The following is an 18,162-nucleotide window of genomic DNA, read 5'->3' on the forward strand; positions in this document are numbered from 1 at the left end:
GCCGCATTTCTCTTACATATTTTTGCGGTTTGACTTCAGTTCTGTATTTTACCGATTAAACTGCCCCTTTCTTAAATCCCTACCCTTGAAAGAGAAACCTAACCCCCCTACCGCCATTCCCTTGTAGGGAAGGGCAGGGTGGTTTCACACAAGCAGAGAAAAACTAAAACTGGGTTTCAAAGCCTCTCCCCCACAGGGGGAGAGGTTTGGAGAGAGGGAAAAAGCCTAGACACAAAACGAGAAATCAAGACTTATGTATTTTTCTTTTTTCGTATGAAACCACCCTGCATTCCCTTGTAGGGGAGGGGGGTTTCAAAGCCTCTCGACCTTTCGGGGAGAGGAATGGAAGCGGGGTTTATAGTATACTTACGACTTTTAAAACATCCTCTTAAGGAGATTAGCAACCTTGATACCTTAATATTGAACGTACAGCGACTTGTTTAAGCCGAGTGCATTTTGTCAATGCGCCTCAGTACAGAAATCAATTTGCATAATAATCACTATAAAAAAGAGAGGCAAGTTAAGCTTACCTCTCCCCGTGACTGTTAAATTATCAGAATTCTGCCTGCTGTTTTATTTTCAAGGCAGGTCTATGAAATTAAAGGATAATATCGCTTGCCACTAGTTGTGGTGCTCCTTGAAGCGTAATCCCAATATTAGTCGTTAGATTCTCATTAGTGGTAGCTTGGAGAACACCATTTGAATAACGAACCTGACCGGGTGCGGAGAATGGGGCAGCCCCAATGAAAGTGAAGGCTTGGTTGCCCGGGATAGTAGAGTTGGCGTCGATAGTATATAGATTGATTTGGTCACCTGGTAAGTCACCGTTTCCAACAAAGTCAGTGATAACATCTCCTGAAAAAACAGAAGGACTCTCATAAATTACCTTTACGAAGAAAGTATCGTTACCTGGTCCTCCAGTGAGAATATCTTTCCCTTTCTCGCCAATGAGGTCGTCGTCGCCAGCACCGCCAATAAGGGTATCGTTGCCTATACCACCAATCAGGGTATCGTTGCCATCATTACCGATCACTAAATCCTGGCCACGAGCACCCCTTAAGAAATCGTCGCCAGTACCGCCAATAAGGGTGTCGTTGTCAATACCAGCGATAACGACATCGTTGCCATCACCACCGTCAACGAGATTGTTGCCATTGCCGGCATTAATCGTATCGTTGCCCAATCCGCCGTTAATGGTGTCGCTGCCACTACCAACAATCAGGCTACCTTTAGTAAAACCAGAATTAATGAGATCGTTGCCATCACCACCGTCAACGGTATTGTTGCCATTGCCGACGTTGATCGTATCGTTGCCTAATCCGCCGTTAACCGTATAGTTGGTATAGGTGCCCAATCCGGCGTTAATGATGTCGTCTTTATCAGTGCCGATAATAATTGGCATAATGAGCTTCTCCTGAATTTAGAGGGTAAAAAATTACATCATCACTTCCCCATCAGAAAAAGGTTTTCCTGATTAAGAGTATGAATTTGGTTTCCCCCAAAGACCCAAAGGAAACACTTTCAAACATTGAATTTTTGAATTTCATACTTTCATTCAGCAAGACCGAGAACATAAGATGGAGAAATAACGAGTCGAAAGAGATAACTGAACCAGACCTGATTGGAATAAGTCTTTACTATTAAGTCTAAAGACTTGAGAAGCACTGGATATTAGATTGATGATGTTGGCATTAAAATTGTGCCAATAGTCATGTTATATCCTTGTGCCTTATGTTATTCAATGGTTCTAGTACTAGGCTGCTAGGGAATAAGCAAATTTTCTCCTACGGAATTGCATAGGTTTTAGGACGTTTTTACTATGTTCAGAATCACAATGGTATGATACTACACTCAAACGTGCTTTTTTATATTTATAAGAAAGAATAATTAATTATCTTTTTTTACTCTGCTCATAACAAAATCTTAAACCTTTGTTCAGAGAGAGTTGGTTTTACCTATTGAAATTTGTTTGGTGATTTCTGTAGTTATGTATAATCAAGTAATTGCCAATAATTTAAAAGCCTTATTGATCAATGCGATCGCTGCAGCTCTACTTCACAATTTGGCTTTTTAAATTCTCCGACATCTTTTTTACTTCCGTGGCATCATTGCTTGTATTGCGATTGTATTACATGCTCTTATCAGTACTACTACGGAGAAGCAAGCTAGGCGTAGCGTTTGGTTAAAAAAAATTTAGCGCAGTATCACAAAGAAATGGTATTACTTGTGCTTGATTACAGCAATACCATCCTTAACATGTTAAAGCCGAGTACATTTTGTCAATGGCCTAAGTATAGAAATCAATTTGGATAATAATCACTATAAAAGGGAGAGGTAAGTTTAGCTTACCTCTCCCCGCGACTATTCAATTATTAGAATTCTGCCTCCTGGCTTATTTTCAAGGCAGGTCTATTAAATTAAAGGATAATGTCGCTTACCACTAGTTGTGGTGCTCCTATAAGCCGAACCTCAAACTCAGGCGACAGATTCCCACCAGTGTTAGCTTGAAGAATACCTCCTGAATAACGAACCTGACCAGGTGCGGAGAATGGGGCAGCCCCAATGAAAGTGAAGGCTTGGTTGCCTGCTTTAGTGGAGTTAGCGTCGATGGTAGATAGATCGATTCGGTCACCTGGCAAGCTACCGTTTCCAACAAAGTCAGTGATCAGATCCCGTCCACTAGGAGGACTATCTGAAACTGAGTTGAAATCGAAAACATCGTTACCTGCTCCTCCAGTGAGAATATCAGACCCGGTACCGCCAGCGAGTGTGTCGTTGCCAGCACCGCCATTGAGGGTATCCTTGCCACCACCACCGTATAGGACATCGTTACCATTACCGCCAAGGAGGATATCCTTGCCACTTCCAGTGGTAAGGACATCGTTGCCATTACCACCGTTAAGGGTATTGTTGCCATCGCCGGCGTTAATGACATCGTCGCCCAATCCGCCATTGACGCTATCGTTGCCATTACCAAAGACAAGGACATCGTTGCCACTACCCGCGTTAATGGTTTGGTTACCACTACCAGCGGTAAGGATATTGTTGCCATTGAAGTTCACGAGAGTACTGGTGCCCAGAAGTTTATTGAAATCGATACCACCGATAGTTGCCATAATGAGCTTCTCCTAAATTTAGAGGGTAAAAAAATTACCTCGTCACTTCTCCATCAGAAAACGACGTTGCTAATTAAGAGTATGAATTTCGTTTCCCCCAAAGGCGCAAAGGAAACAGTTTCAAACATTGAACTTTTGAATTTCACACTTTTATTCAGCAACGCCGAGAAAACAAGATGGACAAATAACGAGTGGGAAGATATAACTGAACTAGATCTGATTGGAACAGGTCTTTGCTGTTAAGTCTAAAGACTTGAGAAGATTTGAGAAGCACTGGATGTATTGATGATGTTGGCATCAAAATTGTGCCAAGAATCATGTTATATCCTCGTGCCTTATGTATTCTATGCTTCCAGTACTAGGCTGCTAGGGAACAAACAGACTTTCTCATACGGAATTGCATACGTTTTAGGACGTTTTTATTGTATTCAGAATACTACAAGACTATGATATAACCCTAAAGCGTACTTTTTTCTATCTATAAGAAAGAATAATTAACCATAAAATTTTACTATCATTAGAGTAAAATCTTAAATCCTTGATTTCGATAGAGTTTTTTAATCTCTATCGGAATAACAAGGTGATGATAGTAAGTAACTTGGCGGGAAAAAACTAACCTATGTAAAGGCATTTAAACGAGCAATTAACCTGAATTAAAGCATATTTCAGAATCTTTATAAAAATTTACATAGTTCATTTTAATAGTACCAACTTACTTACTCTGAGGGGTGGTTTGTTTTATTTATAAAAAAAGTGGCATTCATTTGTAAAGACTGAATACCACTTTGTATTTTTTCAAAATTCCTGATGACGGAGATATTTTATCCAGGTAGAGTTATCCCAGTGACTGCGATCGCACCACCAATCGCACTGGCACAAAGGGAAGTTAATGCTGTCCCAAATATCCACCAGGCAGCATTTGCAACGGTTTTTTTGCTTTCTTCGGCTTGCTTTTTAGCTTGCTTTTGGATCGCTTTTAGGCGTTTTTGTGTTTCTTTCTGGATGCGTTCGGCTCGTTGCAGTACGCCATCCCGCGCTGCTTCTATTTGGTCGATAATCCGGTTAGCATCTGCCTCAGAAATATCCTCACGAGAACTGATCACAGCAACTAAGGTATCACGATCAAATTCACTGAGGCGATCGCGCAGTGCTTCAAATCCGGCTTGTGGATCGTCGAACACTTTCGCAAAGTCTTGCTTAATCCCTTCATAGTTAAGTTCCGAACGATCCAGCGAGTTGAGATAGTTGCGAACTTTTGCAAACACCCCATCCAGCACTGATTGCACCTTTTGCTGAATCTGCTGGAATTGTTCGACAATCGAACTGCGAACAGACTCAATTTGATCGACAATTCGGTTAGCTTCCTCTTCTGAGATATCTTCGCGTTGAGATAACAGCGCCACAATTGTCGAACGGTCAAATTTCGAGGCCCGATCGCTTAAATTCCCAATTCCAGCGCGGGGAGAAGACAGCAGCAATTGCAAATCGCGTTTGATTCCTTCTGGGTTGAGTTCTTCTTTGTTGGTATTACGCAGGTATTCTTCGAGATTGGCTTCAAAATCTTGAGCTTTTTGAGTGGTACGTTTTGCTAAACGTCGTGGCGCTCTAACTATGTCACCAATGGCATCTTGAGCGCGATCAATGATCTGATTAACTTGCTCTTGGCTCAAGTCTCCTCGTTGACTCACGAGTTTAACCAAGGTTTCTCGATCAACCTGAGACAAGCGATCGCGCAATGCTAAAGCTCCAGCTTTGGGATCATCGAGTAATTTTTCCAAATCGCTCCTGATGCCTTCTGGATCAAGTTCTTCTAAATTGGTATTGCGGAGATATTCGGCGATCGCTTTTGTAGTTTTTTCGTACTGTTCTTTTGCCTGTTGCGGTGCTTGCAAAATACTATCTCGGACTGCTTCGAGCTGATCGAGAGTTTGGTTTACCTGCTCCTCGCTCAAATCTTGGCGCTGACTGAGCAATTGTACCAGTGTATCGCGGTCAAATTGCGATAGGCGCGATCGCAAAAGGCTAATTCCAGCTTGCGGATCGTCTAGCAAGACTTTAAAGTCACGTTTGATACCTTCGGGATTAAGTTCGTCTTTGTTAGTATTCCGCAAATAGTCTTCAACTCTTTGGCGCAGTTCATCAGCTTTCGCTTTTGCTTGTTCTTGCACTTCTCTAGCACGATTCAAGATATTATCGCGGGTGCTTTCGATTTTACTAACAATATTATTAGCTTCTTCTTCGCTGATATCTTGACGTTGCTGGAGCAATTGTACAAAACTATCGCGGTCAAATTGCCCAAAGCGACTACTTAAATCTTCAAACCCAGCTTCTGGATCTTCCACCAACTTGGCAAAGTCTCGTTCAATACCTTCAGGGTTGAGTTCTTCTTTCCCTGTCGAACGCAGATAATCTTCAATGCGTCCACGGAAATCTTGCCCTTTTTCTCGCCCTTGGGCCTGTTTTACAGTTTCTAAAACTTCCAGGCGATCGCTTTCCATTTGTTCGGCAATTTCTTTCACCCTGGCTTCGCTGATATCACCACGTTGCTTTAGCAAGTTGGTAAAATATTCTTGATTGAGTTCTTCCAACTCCCGTCTCACAGTTGTCGGATCTGCATTTACGTCATAGATGACTTCTTTAAATTCATCTACTAACGTAATTCGATTAAAATGCCAAGGAAACGAATTCAATATGTAGTCTTCTACATCTGCCTTAATCGTATTTTCGGGTGATATCGGCAATTTTGCAGATACTTGTTCAGTTGCTTGGTCTGTAAACTTTTGGAGTTGTTCTGTAATTTGATCGACATCGACATCTTGAACTTTCTCTTTCAGCTTTTGTAACTGAGCTGTAATTTTGTTCACATCTATATTGGAAAGGTTTAACCGATCCAGCACTGCTGGAGCAGCGGCGCTCAAGCCATATCGAATAGCTTGCTTAATTACACCATTGCCGTTACTACCTCCGACTGTAACCAGTTGTTGAAGCCGTTCACCCAATTGATCTGAATTCAGTTCTTCGGGAGTAGCAGAATTTAGTAAATTAATTACTTGCTCCGTGGGATTTTTGCGATTCAAAGCTTGTTCCCAAGCACCTTCAAATTCGTCAGCAATCCGATTGATATCTTCTTTAGAGAAGTCTGTGCGACTGCTGATTAAATCAACAAATGTTTGGCGATTAATGTTTTGCAATAGGTCACTGTCAGCAATAGATTGCAAATCTGTATCTTTAATAAGCTGGTTAAATTGACTACGAATTTCTTTGATATCCAGCTTTGGTAATTGCAGAGAACCTAAGGAACTTTGGAGCGTATTTTTAATACCTTCAGGATCAAAACCTGAAGTTAATTCTTGCCGGACTGCGGCTGTAATATCTTCAGCGGTAGAAACTAACTGTTTTTTTGCAGTATTAGCACCGATACCAGCAGTTGCTGTACCTATTAGAGCCTGAAAACCAGAAGTTACAGTACTAGCAATTGAACCAATTAAAGAACCTACTGCCGATGAACCCAACCAAATTACTAGTGAAAAATAAGTAGACCAGATGACTACACCGATAATTGCACCTAGAAATGCACTTTCGATTAAGCTAAGTTTTACCGCCAGAAAACAAGCAATAAATAATGCAAAGCTAGCGGTAATCAACGCCCAAGCACCAACTTTGGCTTGAACTTCACGAATTTTACTACCTAAACTTTCATCATCAGAATCTGAATCAACTTCCCAAGATGAAATTCCGACAGCGACTGAAAAGTTTGTGAATAACAATTGAAAGGCAAATGCCATTAAGACTCCTGCCAACAATGCCACCAATAATTTAGGACCCGAAAAAACAACTGATGCTTCTTCTGGAGTTAGTACTTCCTGAGCTAAACTTATCGGTGCTAATCCAAAAGGCAGCCAGTTCCATCCCCAAATAGTTAAAACACCTTGAAACATAAGATTTCCTCACTTGCACTCAATTAAATATCCATTTATGAAATGCCTTACTGATAAATTTAGTTATCAGTTATATAAGCTGACACTTTCTTAGGTAATAAGTTTGTTTGTCAAAAGTGGTATTTTATAAAAAAATAAATATTTTTATTACTTTTTAACTAAAGAAAATAATGTATGTAAAATCAAAAATTTTGTCATAATCTAATAAAATTAAAATTAAATATTCTTAACAAAAGTAATTTTTATAAAAATGCATCCACAGATACAGCAGGTTTGAAATGGGTGAGGTAGAGTGCCAGACGGGAGAAAATAATATTTATTAGTGTTAACCTCAGCTCGACTTTATTCATTTTTTCGTAAGGCTCAAGCTAACGCTGAAACCTCTGTGAAATTGTCGTTTTAATTTTTCAATTTCAACGATAATCAGTGACTTGGAAAAAGTATTTGCTAAAAAGCCAAGGTTTTGTCAGATCAAGAAAACCTAGTTCTTAGTTTTGAATAAAGTCGAGCTAAGAGGATGTTTGAAAAGTCCTCTTATCGGTATCAAAAGTTCTAGCTCCCTCTAAATTGAGGGACTTTGATTCCGGTTTCCCCCTTTTTAAGGGAAGCCAGCACCGGAACAGGAGGTTTCCTCCTTTACTAGACAAGTGTGGGTTAGGGAGGATCTAAAAGTGCCTAAAGTCACAGCGAAACACTCTTCAAACGACCTCTAAGATAGAAGCCAACGCTGGTAAGCGTTCTCTACTTACCCTTACTTTCTCTACAAAATTGGGTGAGGGCAAAACCTCTAAATTAAGCAGATTTTTCCTGAAGTTAAAATCGATATATAGCTATATGTTGCTACTAAGATTACATCTAATAAATCGATAATTTTTCGCAAAAATTTTGTTAACTTTAAAACCTTTAGACAAAACTTTGAAAAATCAAATAGTTAATATCTAAATTTTTAGAAAACATAGTTTATTTCTGAATTTTTATTAACTTACTTTAAATCAAACCACCTATATCTAATGATAGAGATAAAATTATTCCAAACGAGTGATCAAAAATAAACATAAACATGTATTAATGAGGGTGATTACGAGCTATAAATATAGTGAATAGTTAAATTGATTTTTGATGAGGAGAAAAAATAATGGTTGTAGGTGTACATAAACGTGGTGTTGGTGTATTTTCTAATCGTCGAGATGTTGAACATGCCCTACATGAGTTGAAAAACACTGGCTTTGACATGGACAAAGTGTCTGTGATTACGCAGGATGGAGATAAAGATGATATTGCTGGCGCTGATGTGCGCGAGCGTGTTGGAGATAAATCTGACGAAGGCGCTAAAGTTGGGGCAGTTACAGGCACTGCTTTGGGCGGATTGACTGGCTTATTAGTTGGTCTTGGAACTTTGGCAATTCCTGGAATTGGGCCAATTATGCTGGCTGGAGCCGCAGCAACCACCTTAGCTACCACCCTAACAGGAGCTGGTATTGGTGCAGTAGCTGGGAGTTTGCTTGGTGCATTGATTGGTTTAGGAATTCCCGAAGAACGAGCCAGAGTTTACGACGAACGCGTCAAACGAGGACACTATTTAGTCATCCTAGATGGCACAGATGCAGAAATCCTCAGAGCAGAAGCAATTCTACGTCAGCAGGGTGTGGAAGAGTTTGGCATTTACGATAATCCAGACGCTAGAAATGCAACCACTGATTATGTCACTCCAACTCCTACTACCACTGATTATGTCACTCCAACTCCTACTGGGACTTATAGTGGTGTTGCTAGACGGGCAATTGGGGTATTTTCTCATCGTCGAGATGCAGAAGCAGCACTTACAGAATTACGAGATGCAGGTTTTCCCTTAAGTACAGTCTCGATCATTGCCAAGGATACAAACGGTCAAGGTATCGCTGGTGTAGATGTAGATAGAAACGTCGCTACAGGTAATAAAGCAGACGAGGGTGTAAAAACTGGAGCAGCTACAGGCGGTGTTCTAGGTGGCTTGACTGGCTTATTAGTTGGTCTTGGGACTTTAGCGATTCCTGGAATCGGGCCTGTGATTGCAGGTGGCGCAGTAGCAACAGCTTTGGCGACAACAGCGGCTGGGGGTGCGATCGGTGCAGCAGCTGGGGGTATTGTTGGCGGACTCGTTGGTTTGGGAATTCCTGAAGACAGGGCGCGAGTTTATGGCGATCGCTTCCAAAGAGGGGACTACTTAGTAATTATCGATGGTACGGAAGCTGAAATCCGCCAAGCTGAAGCTATTCTCAGACGGCGAGGTATTGAAGAATTTGCTATCTATGATGGCACTGATTTGGGCGATGTTCGCCCAGGTTTCGACCGAGTAACGTATCAAGATACACCAGTTACTAATAGCGATCGCACCAATTATTCAACAGGGTCTGATAGAGACGATCCTGCTGTAGTCATTGTTGACCGTCGTGATGAAACACTCTAAGCTAAAGTAGTTGTCACCCACACTAATTCCATAAAATTGCAGGAGCAAAGTGTTGAAAAATTTGCTCCTGACAAAAAAAACTTGCTCCTCACTTGTGCCGTGAATATCAACAAATTTCACTTTCCGATTCCGAATTCAACATATGCAAAAGCTAACTCCTTTTTTAATTAGTGGCCTTTTAGTTTTTGGTATTGCTGCTTGTGATAATGCTTCTAAAACAAGTGAATCTGCACCCAATAATCCTAATGAAGCTGCCCAAACACCGAGCGCAAAAACAACACAAGCTGCTCAACAAGACGCACAAAGTGATGTCCGCAGAAGACAACTAAATGAGGATATTCGCGCCCGTGAACAGCGCAATAATACCACTGGTGGTGATACACAAAGAGCTTCAGGTGACCTAAAAAGTGAAGTTCGTTCCAAGTTAGAGGCTAATATACCTAAAAGTCAACTAACAGTTGATGCTGCAGATGATGGGACTGTGACTGTCGGAGGAACAGTGAACAATCAAAAGGAGTTAGCTAAAATAGAACCTTTAGCTAAACAAATCAAAGGTGTGAAAATTGTAGTTAATAAAGCAGTTGTTGCCCCACCAAAAAAATAAGGCAGCGAACAAGAAATTCAAGTGAGTAGGTAGGCAAAAATAAATTTAGATACTCCTACTCAATTTTAGTGGTCAGTTATACTTATGACTGACTACTAACAATTGACAACTAACGACCAATTATATTTATTGATACTTACTTCAGTTATACAAGCTCTTTGTAATCGCCGAAAATAAAAACTATGGAAACCGATCAACAACAACGTGAATCTATCAATGCTTCCTTATCACAAGGTACGTTAGCACTTGAAGGTACAGATACTGCAAACTTGCCAAAACTACCACCAGCACGTGAAGCGGAATCTCAATGGCAGCAAATTAGCAGACAAGTTTCTCAATTTTTGGAGCAACTGCCCGAATACTTAAGCAGCTTTTTTAGAGATTACAAGCAACCTTTAATAACTGTTGCTTTAATTTTAACGGCGATTGTTACAGCTAAGGTAGTACTAGCAATACTAAATGCAATCAATAATATTCCACTATTATCACCGCTCTTTGAGTTAGTTGGAATTGGTTACGCCAGTTGGTTTATTTTCCGTTATTTATTGAAGGCTTCAACTCGGCAAGAATTAGCCGATGAAATTCAATTATTGAAAAACCAATTTTTGGGCGAATAAATTTCCCAACTATTAAGCTAGTACGTTGGGCGCGTAAGTAGCGCAAAGTCGAGCCAGTCGCTTGGGCGGGTTTCCCAACTTCGGCGTTAGCGTAGCGGTAGCGACGCAGGAGCGTCACTGGCGTTGAGCGGCGGGAACCGCCGCTCAGACTTTGCAAGACGAGTAACCATTTAAAAACTTTAAAAATCCCATTTCATAATACTTTTGAATGAGTGACTTTTACTTCTCTACGTTGGGCTTGCGCCCTAAGTGTAGCTATGCCGCAGGCTTTACGGTTACACTCAGTACAAGTGGCTTTTGACTTCCGTCTTGCAGTACTAGCTTTAGCCCAGTAGTCAGTATCGTTCGCTAATTAAAGATATACAATCAAAAGGTTCACATTCCCGACTTATCTAAAAAGTCGGAAATCTTATAATTATCCTATTTTGGATGAAAAATGTAGTCTGGGCATAATAATGTTCATTGGTGTCAGTGTCAACCTTCAGCCAAAACCCTTGTTTTACGCAATAAACGGAAATTATAAGTATTTAACCGGACTTAATATTAGTCTTTTGGATACACCCAAAGATAGAGGACATAACATTATATTTAATTTTAAATCACTTCTAAAGATAGTAGAGCCAAGATGAAAAACAACCTAATCTAGTTTTTGAAGTTATTTAATACATTCTTTAATGAGGACATAATTTATGGCTAATCAAGAAGTTAACAAAGGTATAGATTCATCTGATAGAGCTGAAGTAAATACATATGATCGCGGAATTATCCCAGCCGAAACTGCTGCTCGAATGGAAAGAGAAGGAGATGAGTACAAAACACTCCCCACAGAAGAAAAGGAGGCAGATGCACCTACGGATGATCAAACCGATCCAGAAAGTATACGCACCACTGACGGCTATACCGTAGACCAAGAAGGTTTGTCTAACAACTATGCAGTTGAACCAGAAATGTACTACGAAGTACCGGGTGATGCACGCCAACAAGCAGCAGAAGAAAAGGCAGCACGTGCTGAAGAACTTAGAGAAGTTAGTCAAGACGACGAGGAAGGCAAGTTGACAGAAAAGGGTGATAGCCGAGGTAGAGGGCCAGGAATAATTTAATTAACAACCTATCTTTTGCTGGGTACAATTACACGTAATAAGGCAAAATAAGTGGTTTGTAGAGACGCAATGATTATAATTGCGTCTCTATTTATATGGGTGAATAAAGCACAACCTGACATAGAATTGGTATGAAAATTTTTGAGCTTTTGATACATTGGGTTTGTAATAACTTCTGGTAGCCCATGTTAGAAAAAAAGTCTTTAGCTATCACTAAAGAAGATGAGCTATTCCCGCTATTCCCACGTCTCCCAATTCTCACAAGTCTTCAAGCAGGTTGGCATGGTGCATCATTTGGATATATGTGTCAACCTGCTTATGAATTTTCTGAAGTTTACACTCCCCTGTGGCACTCTTTGACCATTTTTACTCATGGAGCGCGGGTAATTCATACTGAACGGAAAATGGATGGATGCAAGCATCGTGACGCCGTAGTTGGAGGTGATATTATTATTACTCCCGTTAATGTCGGGCATCAGGCGACTTGGGATGCTGAAGGGGATTTTATTCTACTTGCTATTGAACCACAGATTTTTGCTCGTGCAGTTGATGAAACAGCAAATGCCGAACAAATTCAACTTTTGCCACACTTCGCCACACCCGATCCCCTGATTTATCAAATAGGGCTACCACTGAAAGGCATTCTAGAAAATAATCCTTTAGGAAGTCGTCTTTATGCGGAGACGATGATAACTGCCTTATCAGTACATCTCATGCAACACTATTCCACGCACGAACCGATATTAAAAGCATATAAAAATGGTTTATCACGACGCCAATTACAGCAAGTTATAGACTACATTCACGAACATCTTGACCAAAATTTAGGTTTAGCAGAATTGGCGGCGTTGCTACCAATGAGTTCCCATTATTTTTCCCAGCTTTTCAAACAATTTACGGGGAAGACTCCCCATAAATATGTAATTTACTGTCGCGTGAAACGTGCCCAGGAATTATTGCTGAAGGGAGAAATGACAATAGCTGAAATTGCTGAATTGGTTGGTTTTGCTAGCCAAAGCCATCTCAATTTTCATTGTAAGCGAGAAATAGGTGTAACTCCTAAAGCTATTCAACAAAGATAGGATAAATCTGCAAAAAAGTAGAGTCAGGCAGAGGATAATTAGGCATCTATATTATTGGAGATGATCATATCTTCCCCTGGCGTTGGAAAATTCGTCCAGCCGATTTCAATAATTTACAAGTTTTACCTCAGTTAATCAGAGGTCAAAAAGTAGCAGATATTTTCGTCATCCTGAGAAGTGTTGATGTTGTGATGGGATCGGTAGATCGGTGAATGAGGGAGTGGGGACTGAGGAGTGGGGATTGTTATTTTTCTCCTGCCCCTCTGCCTCTTGTGCCGCATTCTTTAAATGATCAACGGCTCAAGTTCCTTATTATACCATTGTCGCTGATACCATTCGGCAACCAAAGGACGGACAATAAACTTAGGCTGCCCAGCGCCTTTAACATCAATACGTAAACCTGAGTAAGGTCGTCGCTTTTGAAAACCTTGACCGTTACGACCAATGAACAGATGTGATCGCGCTACTAATCTATTTTCATTTCCAAAAGTCTCCATCAAATCTGCTCCCTCAATCCGCTGGCGTCGCAAACTAAACCCGCTACCGCCACAAACAATCCAGTGGATATGAGAATCAGCATGTCCCGTATCTGTTGTTTCAATGTGTTCCAAGCAGTGCGCGTGACCGTTTAATACCAAATCAACCAAAGGACGCCCTTGAGTTAGGGAACCTATTTTTTTAGCTACCGCATCCAGCACATCACGGAGGCGATCGCGAATTATCAGAGTTTGTGCTTGTTGCCACTTTGTCGCTTCAGTTACATAGGGAGGATGATGGAAATAAATCACCCTTCCCCGAACTTTAGAATTATTCCAAGATTCAATTAATTTTTGCTTAAGCCAGTCTAGTTGTTCAATGTCAGTCAGCGTTGTTTTATCAGCAGCTAATTGCTTGTCGATATCTACAATAATTTCTTCAATTTGTGACAGCTTGGCGTGGAAGTCATCTAATTGGTCAGCTTCGCGGGGGTTTTCCGGATGAAGGTTGGCTGAGGTTTCAATGATTTGCAGCTTTTCTTGCTTTAAATCTTCACGACGTTTTTCTAAGACTCTGCGATCGGCGTCACCTTCTTTTGTTTTAGGCAGGGGTGGTGGATCGTTAAATGTATTAGAATCCAAGGCAAAGAAATCAATACCGCCATAGCGAAAAGTGTAGTAACGATTGGGAAGGCGGGTGAAGTGGCCAGGTTCATAGCAAAGACAACGACCTGTATCTGTCTTGGCTGTGTAGTACTGATCTAAGTGATGATTTAACTCTCCTGGAAGCTGAAATCCTATAAGATAGTCCAGAAATGCCCGTGCGTAGGCGTCACCGGTTGCTGAGCCATGCAAGCCCACATCTAGGTCTAACCGCGATCGCAACAGGCGACGAATGGGTAATGTTGTTAGGGATGCCAAGCTCAATAAAATTGGCAAGTTATAGTAATCGTGATTTCCTGGTACAGGTAGAATGGGCAGCTTAAAAATCATCTGGTCATAAGCAATCCGTCTGGGATGCTCTCCGCCCAAGATAAACTCTCGGTAAGGCTCGATGAAGTTCTGATGGTAGTATTCACTCGACCCCACTAAATAGATCACATCCCCCATGTGCAGCATAAAACGGGATTCGTTGTGATGGGGCAGCATGAGTTCAGCCACCTGTCGCTGGGGATTGTGTCCCCCATGCTTTCCGGAACCACTATCACCTATAACTAAAAATGAAAACTCAGAATTGTCTTTTTGATTATCCTCTAACACTAGCCGAGTTTGGTCGATGTTCCGTTCCACAATTAACGGATCTTGCCACCGTACCCGCTGATTCATTTTACGAATTTTGTTAGCGATCGCTGGATCAGATACAAGTTTCAATGCAACCTACTCCTGAATCTTCAATTGCAGGGGAGCAAGGTTGTAGCAAGTCTTTCTCCATGCTCCATGCCCTTATTCTCCTACTGTGTCTTTCATCTCAATAATCAAGTTAGGGAGTCCCTCTAGTTTTTCGGTAGGCTCAACTTCTTCTACTAATGGCACAAAAATTCTCAAGCCTGCTGGTACACACTTAATTTCTACAGGTGTTGTGCCCACTATTTCACCATCTAGAACAACCTTTTGTGGTGGCTCAGTCGTAATTTTAAATTGTTTGGCTCGCAGGAAGCCAATATCATCCCGTTCTACGGCGTTACCTGTAGAAGCCGTTTGAAATAGATGAAATGTAGCTGCGATCGCTCCTGCCTTGTTAGTTGGAGCGACAATTGTTAAATCTAGTAACCCATCATCATAAACCAGACCTGCTGGGCCCTGAGCTAAGACAGAAGTAGCAGGTGCAGCATTTGCTACTGTTACTGCACAGGCGCTAGTTTTAATTATTTTGTCCTCAGTTTCAATTTCAACATCAAAGTTTTTTAAGTTTCTCAGTTGCTGAATTCCAGCTAAAACGTAAGCCATCATCCCAAAGCGATTCTTCGCATCCCGATCTGCCAATTCTACAGTTTCAGCTTCAAAGCCAATACCTGCCAAGAGTACCATTGGCTGATCGTTGCAATAGGCTACGTCTACACTGCGAGTTCCTCCCTGTAAAATTGTGTGACACGCAGCTGCGATCGTGTCAGGAATTCCTAAAGCTGTGGCAAAAGCGTTTGCTGTTCCTCGAGAAATGATCCCAAATGGAATATCAGTACCCACTAAAGCCGCTGCTGCCGCTGAGAGGGTGCCATCTCCTCCCGAAGCAATGATTGCATCTACCCCTCTGGCTACGGCTGCATAGGCCAGTTCGTCAGCGTCGATTTCTTCAGTTGTGAGATAAATATCTAAGTCAATATCTGGCTCTAATATTGCCCGAATTTCTGCCAGTTCTAAATCTGGGTCACCCTGACCCGCAACTGGATTGAAGATAAGGCAGGCGGAACGATTCATAAAATATAAAAGCTAAACTTAGATCACTAAAATACCAAATTATTTTTAGCATTGTTGGGAAATTTAGACTTCCTTCTGGCGGCTGGTTTACTTTTTGTAAGAAGTTTAGAAGTCTTCTGCGTCGAAACATACCAATTTTGATGCGTATTTTGGTATCTTTTGTCTATACTTTAACAATAAAAATTTTGCCATGCGTCAATTATTACTAGTTTTGGCAAGTATGCTAACTCTCAGCAGTTTAGATACCCCCACCATGACAATAGCAGGCACAACGCCTGATTTACCAATGCGCTTAGTTCAAAGGCTTAACTGCAATAATCCTCAAACTCAAGCAGCAATTAATGAATGCAGGAAGTTATCTTATCAGAATGCAGATAAAAAGCTGAATCAAGTTTATCAACAATTGCTATCTACGTTAGAAAGCTCTAGGAAACAGAAATTGATTGCTGCACAGGTAGCATGGATCAAGTTTCGAGATACCAATTGTGAGTTTGAGAGAAGCAGATATGAGGGAGGAAGTATTGTCCCTACCATTTATTTTGGTTGTCTAGAAAATTCCACCAAATTGCGTACCCAACAATTACAGGAATATCTCAAAGGCGACCCTTAATTTCATAAAAATTGTTAATTTTTTTGATATTTACGGATTTCTCTGCTGTTAGAGCTGATTCGTAAAGAAAATCTTAAGGGTACTCAACTCATTGCTATGTCTGAGTTTCAGCGAATAAGTGCTGTATTGACTTAAATTCCTGAAACCCTTATTAGACAAGTACTTTACTTGAGTTTACAAATTAGCTCTTAGGATGTGAGGTAAGGGAACTCCAAATAAAAAAATACTTAACTACTTTTTGTGGGGTGGGCGTCTCGCCATTAGTGTCAAGTTAAGATGAAATCACTGGGGTCAACTAGTATAGCTGGGGACACTTCGACAAGCTCCCTTCGACAAGCTCAGGGCGGCGCAGTGCATCGCTGGGGACTGGGTGAAAAGTCTTTTTGTGTATAAGTTTTATCCGACTCAAATTAAAATTGAACAAAAATAATAAACGACACCCTGAATTCAATAAACGGCCGCCCGAATTCAATAAACGTCCGCCCGAATTCAATAAACGTCCGCCCGAATTCAATAAACGGCCGCCCGAATTCAATAAACGGCCGCCCGAATTCAATAAACGGCCGTCCGAATTCAATAAACGACACCTTGAATTCGATGAACATACCTTTGACATTTGGGCTTCTGCCTTAACTTGACACCAATGGCGTCTCGCCCGCCCGTAGCCAAGAGCGGACAAGATGTCCACCTCACAAAATCGTGACAAAATAAAATTGGATAATTTATTTGTTGTCCCTAAAATACGATAAAAAAGTGTCTGTATGACCTTAGTTCAAAAGCTCAACTGCAATAATGCTCAAACTCAAGCAGGAATTAATGAATGCACAGAGTTATTTTATCAGAATGCAGATAAAAAACTGAATCGAGTTTATCAACAATTGCTACCTACCTTAGAAAGCTATAGAAAACAGAAATTGATTGCTGCACAGGTAGCATCGATCAAGTTTCGAGATACCAATTGTGAGTTTGAGAGAAGCAGATATGAGGGAGGAAGTATTGCTTTAACCATTTATTTTGGTTGTCTAGAAAATTCCACCAAATTGCGTACTCAACAATTACAGGAATATCTCAAAGCCGACCCTGAATTTGATAAAAATTGTTAATTTTTTTGATATATACCAATTTTTCTGTATCCATTATGATCTGAGGTAAAATACGATAAAAAAGTGTTTCTATGACCGTAACTACAGCGAAGTGGACAATAGATGAATATCACCGCATGATCGCGGCAGGTATCCTAGATGATCGGCATATGGAACTTCTAAAGGGAGAAATAGTAGAAATCTTCGCAGAAGGAGAACCTCATGCCTACTTCAGCAGTGAAGCTGGGGAGTAGCTGATTCAACTTTTAGGCAATCGCGCCACAGTTCGCCCCAGTAAACCGATTACGCTTCCTAACAACTCTGAACCTGAGCCTGATATTGCTATTGTAAAAAGATTGGGACGTGAATATTTAGAACATCATCCCTACCCTGAAAATATCTTCTGGTTGATCGAATATTCAGATTCCAGCTTAGATAAAGATTTACAAATAAAAACCAAACTCTATGCTGAAGTAGAGATTCTTGAATATTGGGTAGTTAATCTTAAAAAGCGACAACTTGTAGTATTTCGAGATCCTCAAGATGGAGAGTATGCCTCAAAAGCCACATTAACTGGAGGTACAATTTCCCCACAAGCATTTCCAGATTTGGCTATCTCAGTAAGTTACATCGTGAGTATTTAGAATTAGAAACTAAAAAAGCTATAAACACGATT

12 protein-coding genes and 2 pseudogenes are annotated in these 18,162 nt (G+C 40.8%); 9 read left to right on the forward strand and 5 right to left on the reverse strand.

Annotated elements, in window-relative coordinates; genetic code table 11:
• Positions 1–598: 598 nt before the first annotated feature.
• The 3 genes from V7L29_RS06220 to V7L29_RS06230 form a co-directional block, all read right to left on the reverse strand.
• The gene (locus tag V7L29_RS06220; protein WP_334691174.1) at positions 599–1,402 is read right to left on the reverse strand and encodes a calcium-binding protein; all 804 of its coding nucleotides are present in this window, start codon (positions 1,400–1,402) and stop codon (positions 599–601) included.
• 1,015 nt (positions 1,403–2,417) lie between these two features.
• Positions 2,418–3,116: a calcium-binding protein gene (locus V7L29_RS06225; RefSeq protein WP_334691172.1), complete on the reverse strand. Its 699-nt coding sequence runs from the start codon at positions 3,114–3,116 to the stop codon at positions 2,418–2,420.
• Between the two features lie 821 nt (positions 3,117–3,937).
• A complete protein-coding gene (locus V7L29_RS06230; RefSeq protein ID WP_334734882.1) occupies positions 3,938–7,054 on the reverse strand; it encodes an MFS transporter in 3,117 nt (1,038 codons plus the stop codon).
• Positions 7,055–8,189: 1,135 nt separating this feature from the next.
• Here V7L29_RS06230 and V7L29_RS06235 point away from each other — a divergent pair.
• The 6 genes and pseudogenes from V7L29_RS06235 to V7L29_RS06260 all read left to right on the forward strand — a co-directional run.
• Positions 8,190–9,500 (forward strand): histidine kinase, encoded by a 1,311-nt coding sequence (locus tag V7L29_RS06235; protein ID WP_334734883.1) that lies wholly within the window; start codon positions 8,190–8,192, stop codon positions 9,498–9,500.
• Positions 9,501–9,642: 142 nt separating this feature from the next.
• Entirely contained in the window at positions 9,643–10,104 is a 462-nt protein-coding gene (locus tag V7L29_RS06240) for a BON domain-containing protein (protein ID WP_334691169.1), read from the forward strand.
• Positions 10,105–10,286: 182 nt separating this feature from the next.
• A complete protein-coding gene (locus V7L29_RS06245) occupies positions 10,287–10,721 on the forward strand; it encodes a CAAD domain-containing protein (protein ID WP_334691168.1) in 435 nt (144 codons plus the stop codon).
• 689 nt (positions 10,722–11,410) lie between these two features.
• Complete coding sequence (locus tag V7L29_RS06250; protein WP_334691167.1) at positions 11,411–11,821, forward strand: hypothetical protein; 411 nt, start codon at positions 11,411–11,413, stop codon at positions 11,819–11,821.
• 185 nt (positions 11,822–12,006) lie between these two features.
• Positions 12,007–12,903 (forward strand): AraC family transcriptional regulator, encoded by an 897-nt coding sequence (locus V7L29_RS06255; RefSeq protein WP_334734884.1) that lies wholly within the window; start codon positions 12,007–12,009, stop codon positions 12,901–12,903.
• A gap of 5 nt (positions 12,904–12,908) precedes the next feature.
• Positions 12,909–13,115, forward strand: a pseudogene (locus tag V7L29_RS06260) (NAD(P)H-quinone oxidoreductase subunit H); the annotation flags it as partial.
• Between the two features lie 72 nt (positions 13,116–13,187).
• Here the strand turns inward: V7L29_RS06260 and V7L29_RS06265 are convergent.
• Entirely contained in the window at positions 13,188–14,750 is a 1,563-nt protein-coding gene (locus V7L29_RS06265) for a metallophosphoesterase family protein (RefSeq protein ID WP_334690206.1), read from the reverse strand.
• 72 nt (positions 14,751–14,822) lie between these two features.
• Positions 14,823–15,794, reverse strand: coding sequence for a YegS/Rv2252/BmrU family lipid kinase (locus V7L29_RS06270; RefSeq protein ID WP_334734885.1), 972 nt, complete (start codon positions 15,792–15,794; stop codon positions 14,823–14,825).
• 190 nt (positions 15,795–15,984) lie between these two features.
• Here V7L29_RS06270 and V7L29_RS06275 point away from each other — a divergent pair, with 190 nt between their 5' ends.
• From V7L29_RS06275 to V7L29_RS06285, 3 genes and pseudogenes are all read left to right on the forward strand, one after another.
• Complete coding sequence (locus V7L29_RS06275; protein WP_334690204.1) at positions 15,985–16,404, forward strand: lysozyme inhibitor LprI family protein; 420 nt, start codon at positions 15,985–15,987, stop codon at positions 16,402–16,404.
• Positions 16,405–17,165: 761 nt separating this feature from the next.
• On the forward strand, positions 17,166–17,507 hold the full coding sequence (locus V7L29_RS06280) for a lysozyme inhibitor LprI family protein (protein WP_334734886.1): 342 nt from the start codon (positions 17,166–17,168) through the stop codon (positions 17,505–17,507).
• Positions 17,508–17,578: 71 nt separating this feature from the next.
• Positions 17,579–18,130, forward strand: a pseudogene (locus V7L29_RS06285) (Uma2 family endonuclease).
• The last annotated feature ends 32 nt before the right edge of the window (positions 18,131–18,162 follow it).

The organism is Nostoc sp., assembly GCF_036916575.1.
Classification (GTDB): Bacteria; Cyanobacteriota; Cyanobacteriia; order Cyanobacteriales; family Nostocaceae; genus Nostoc.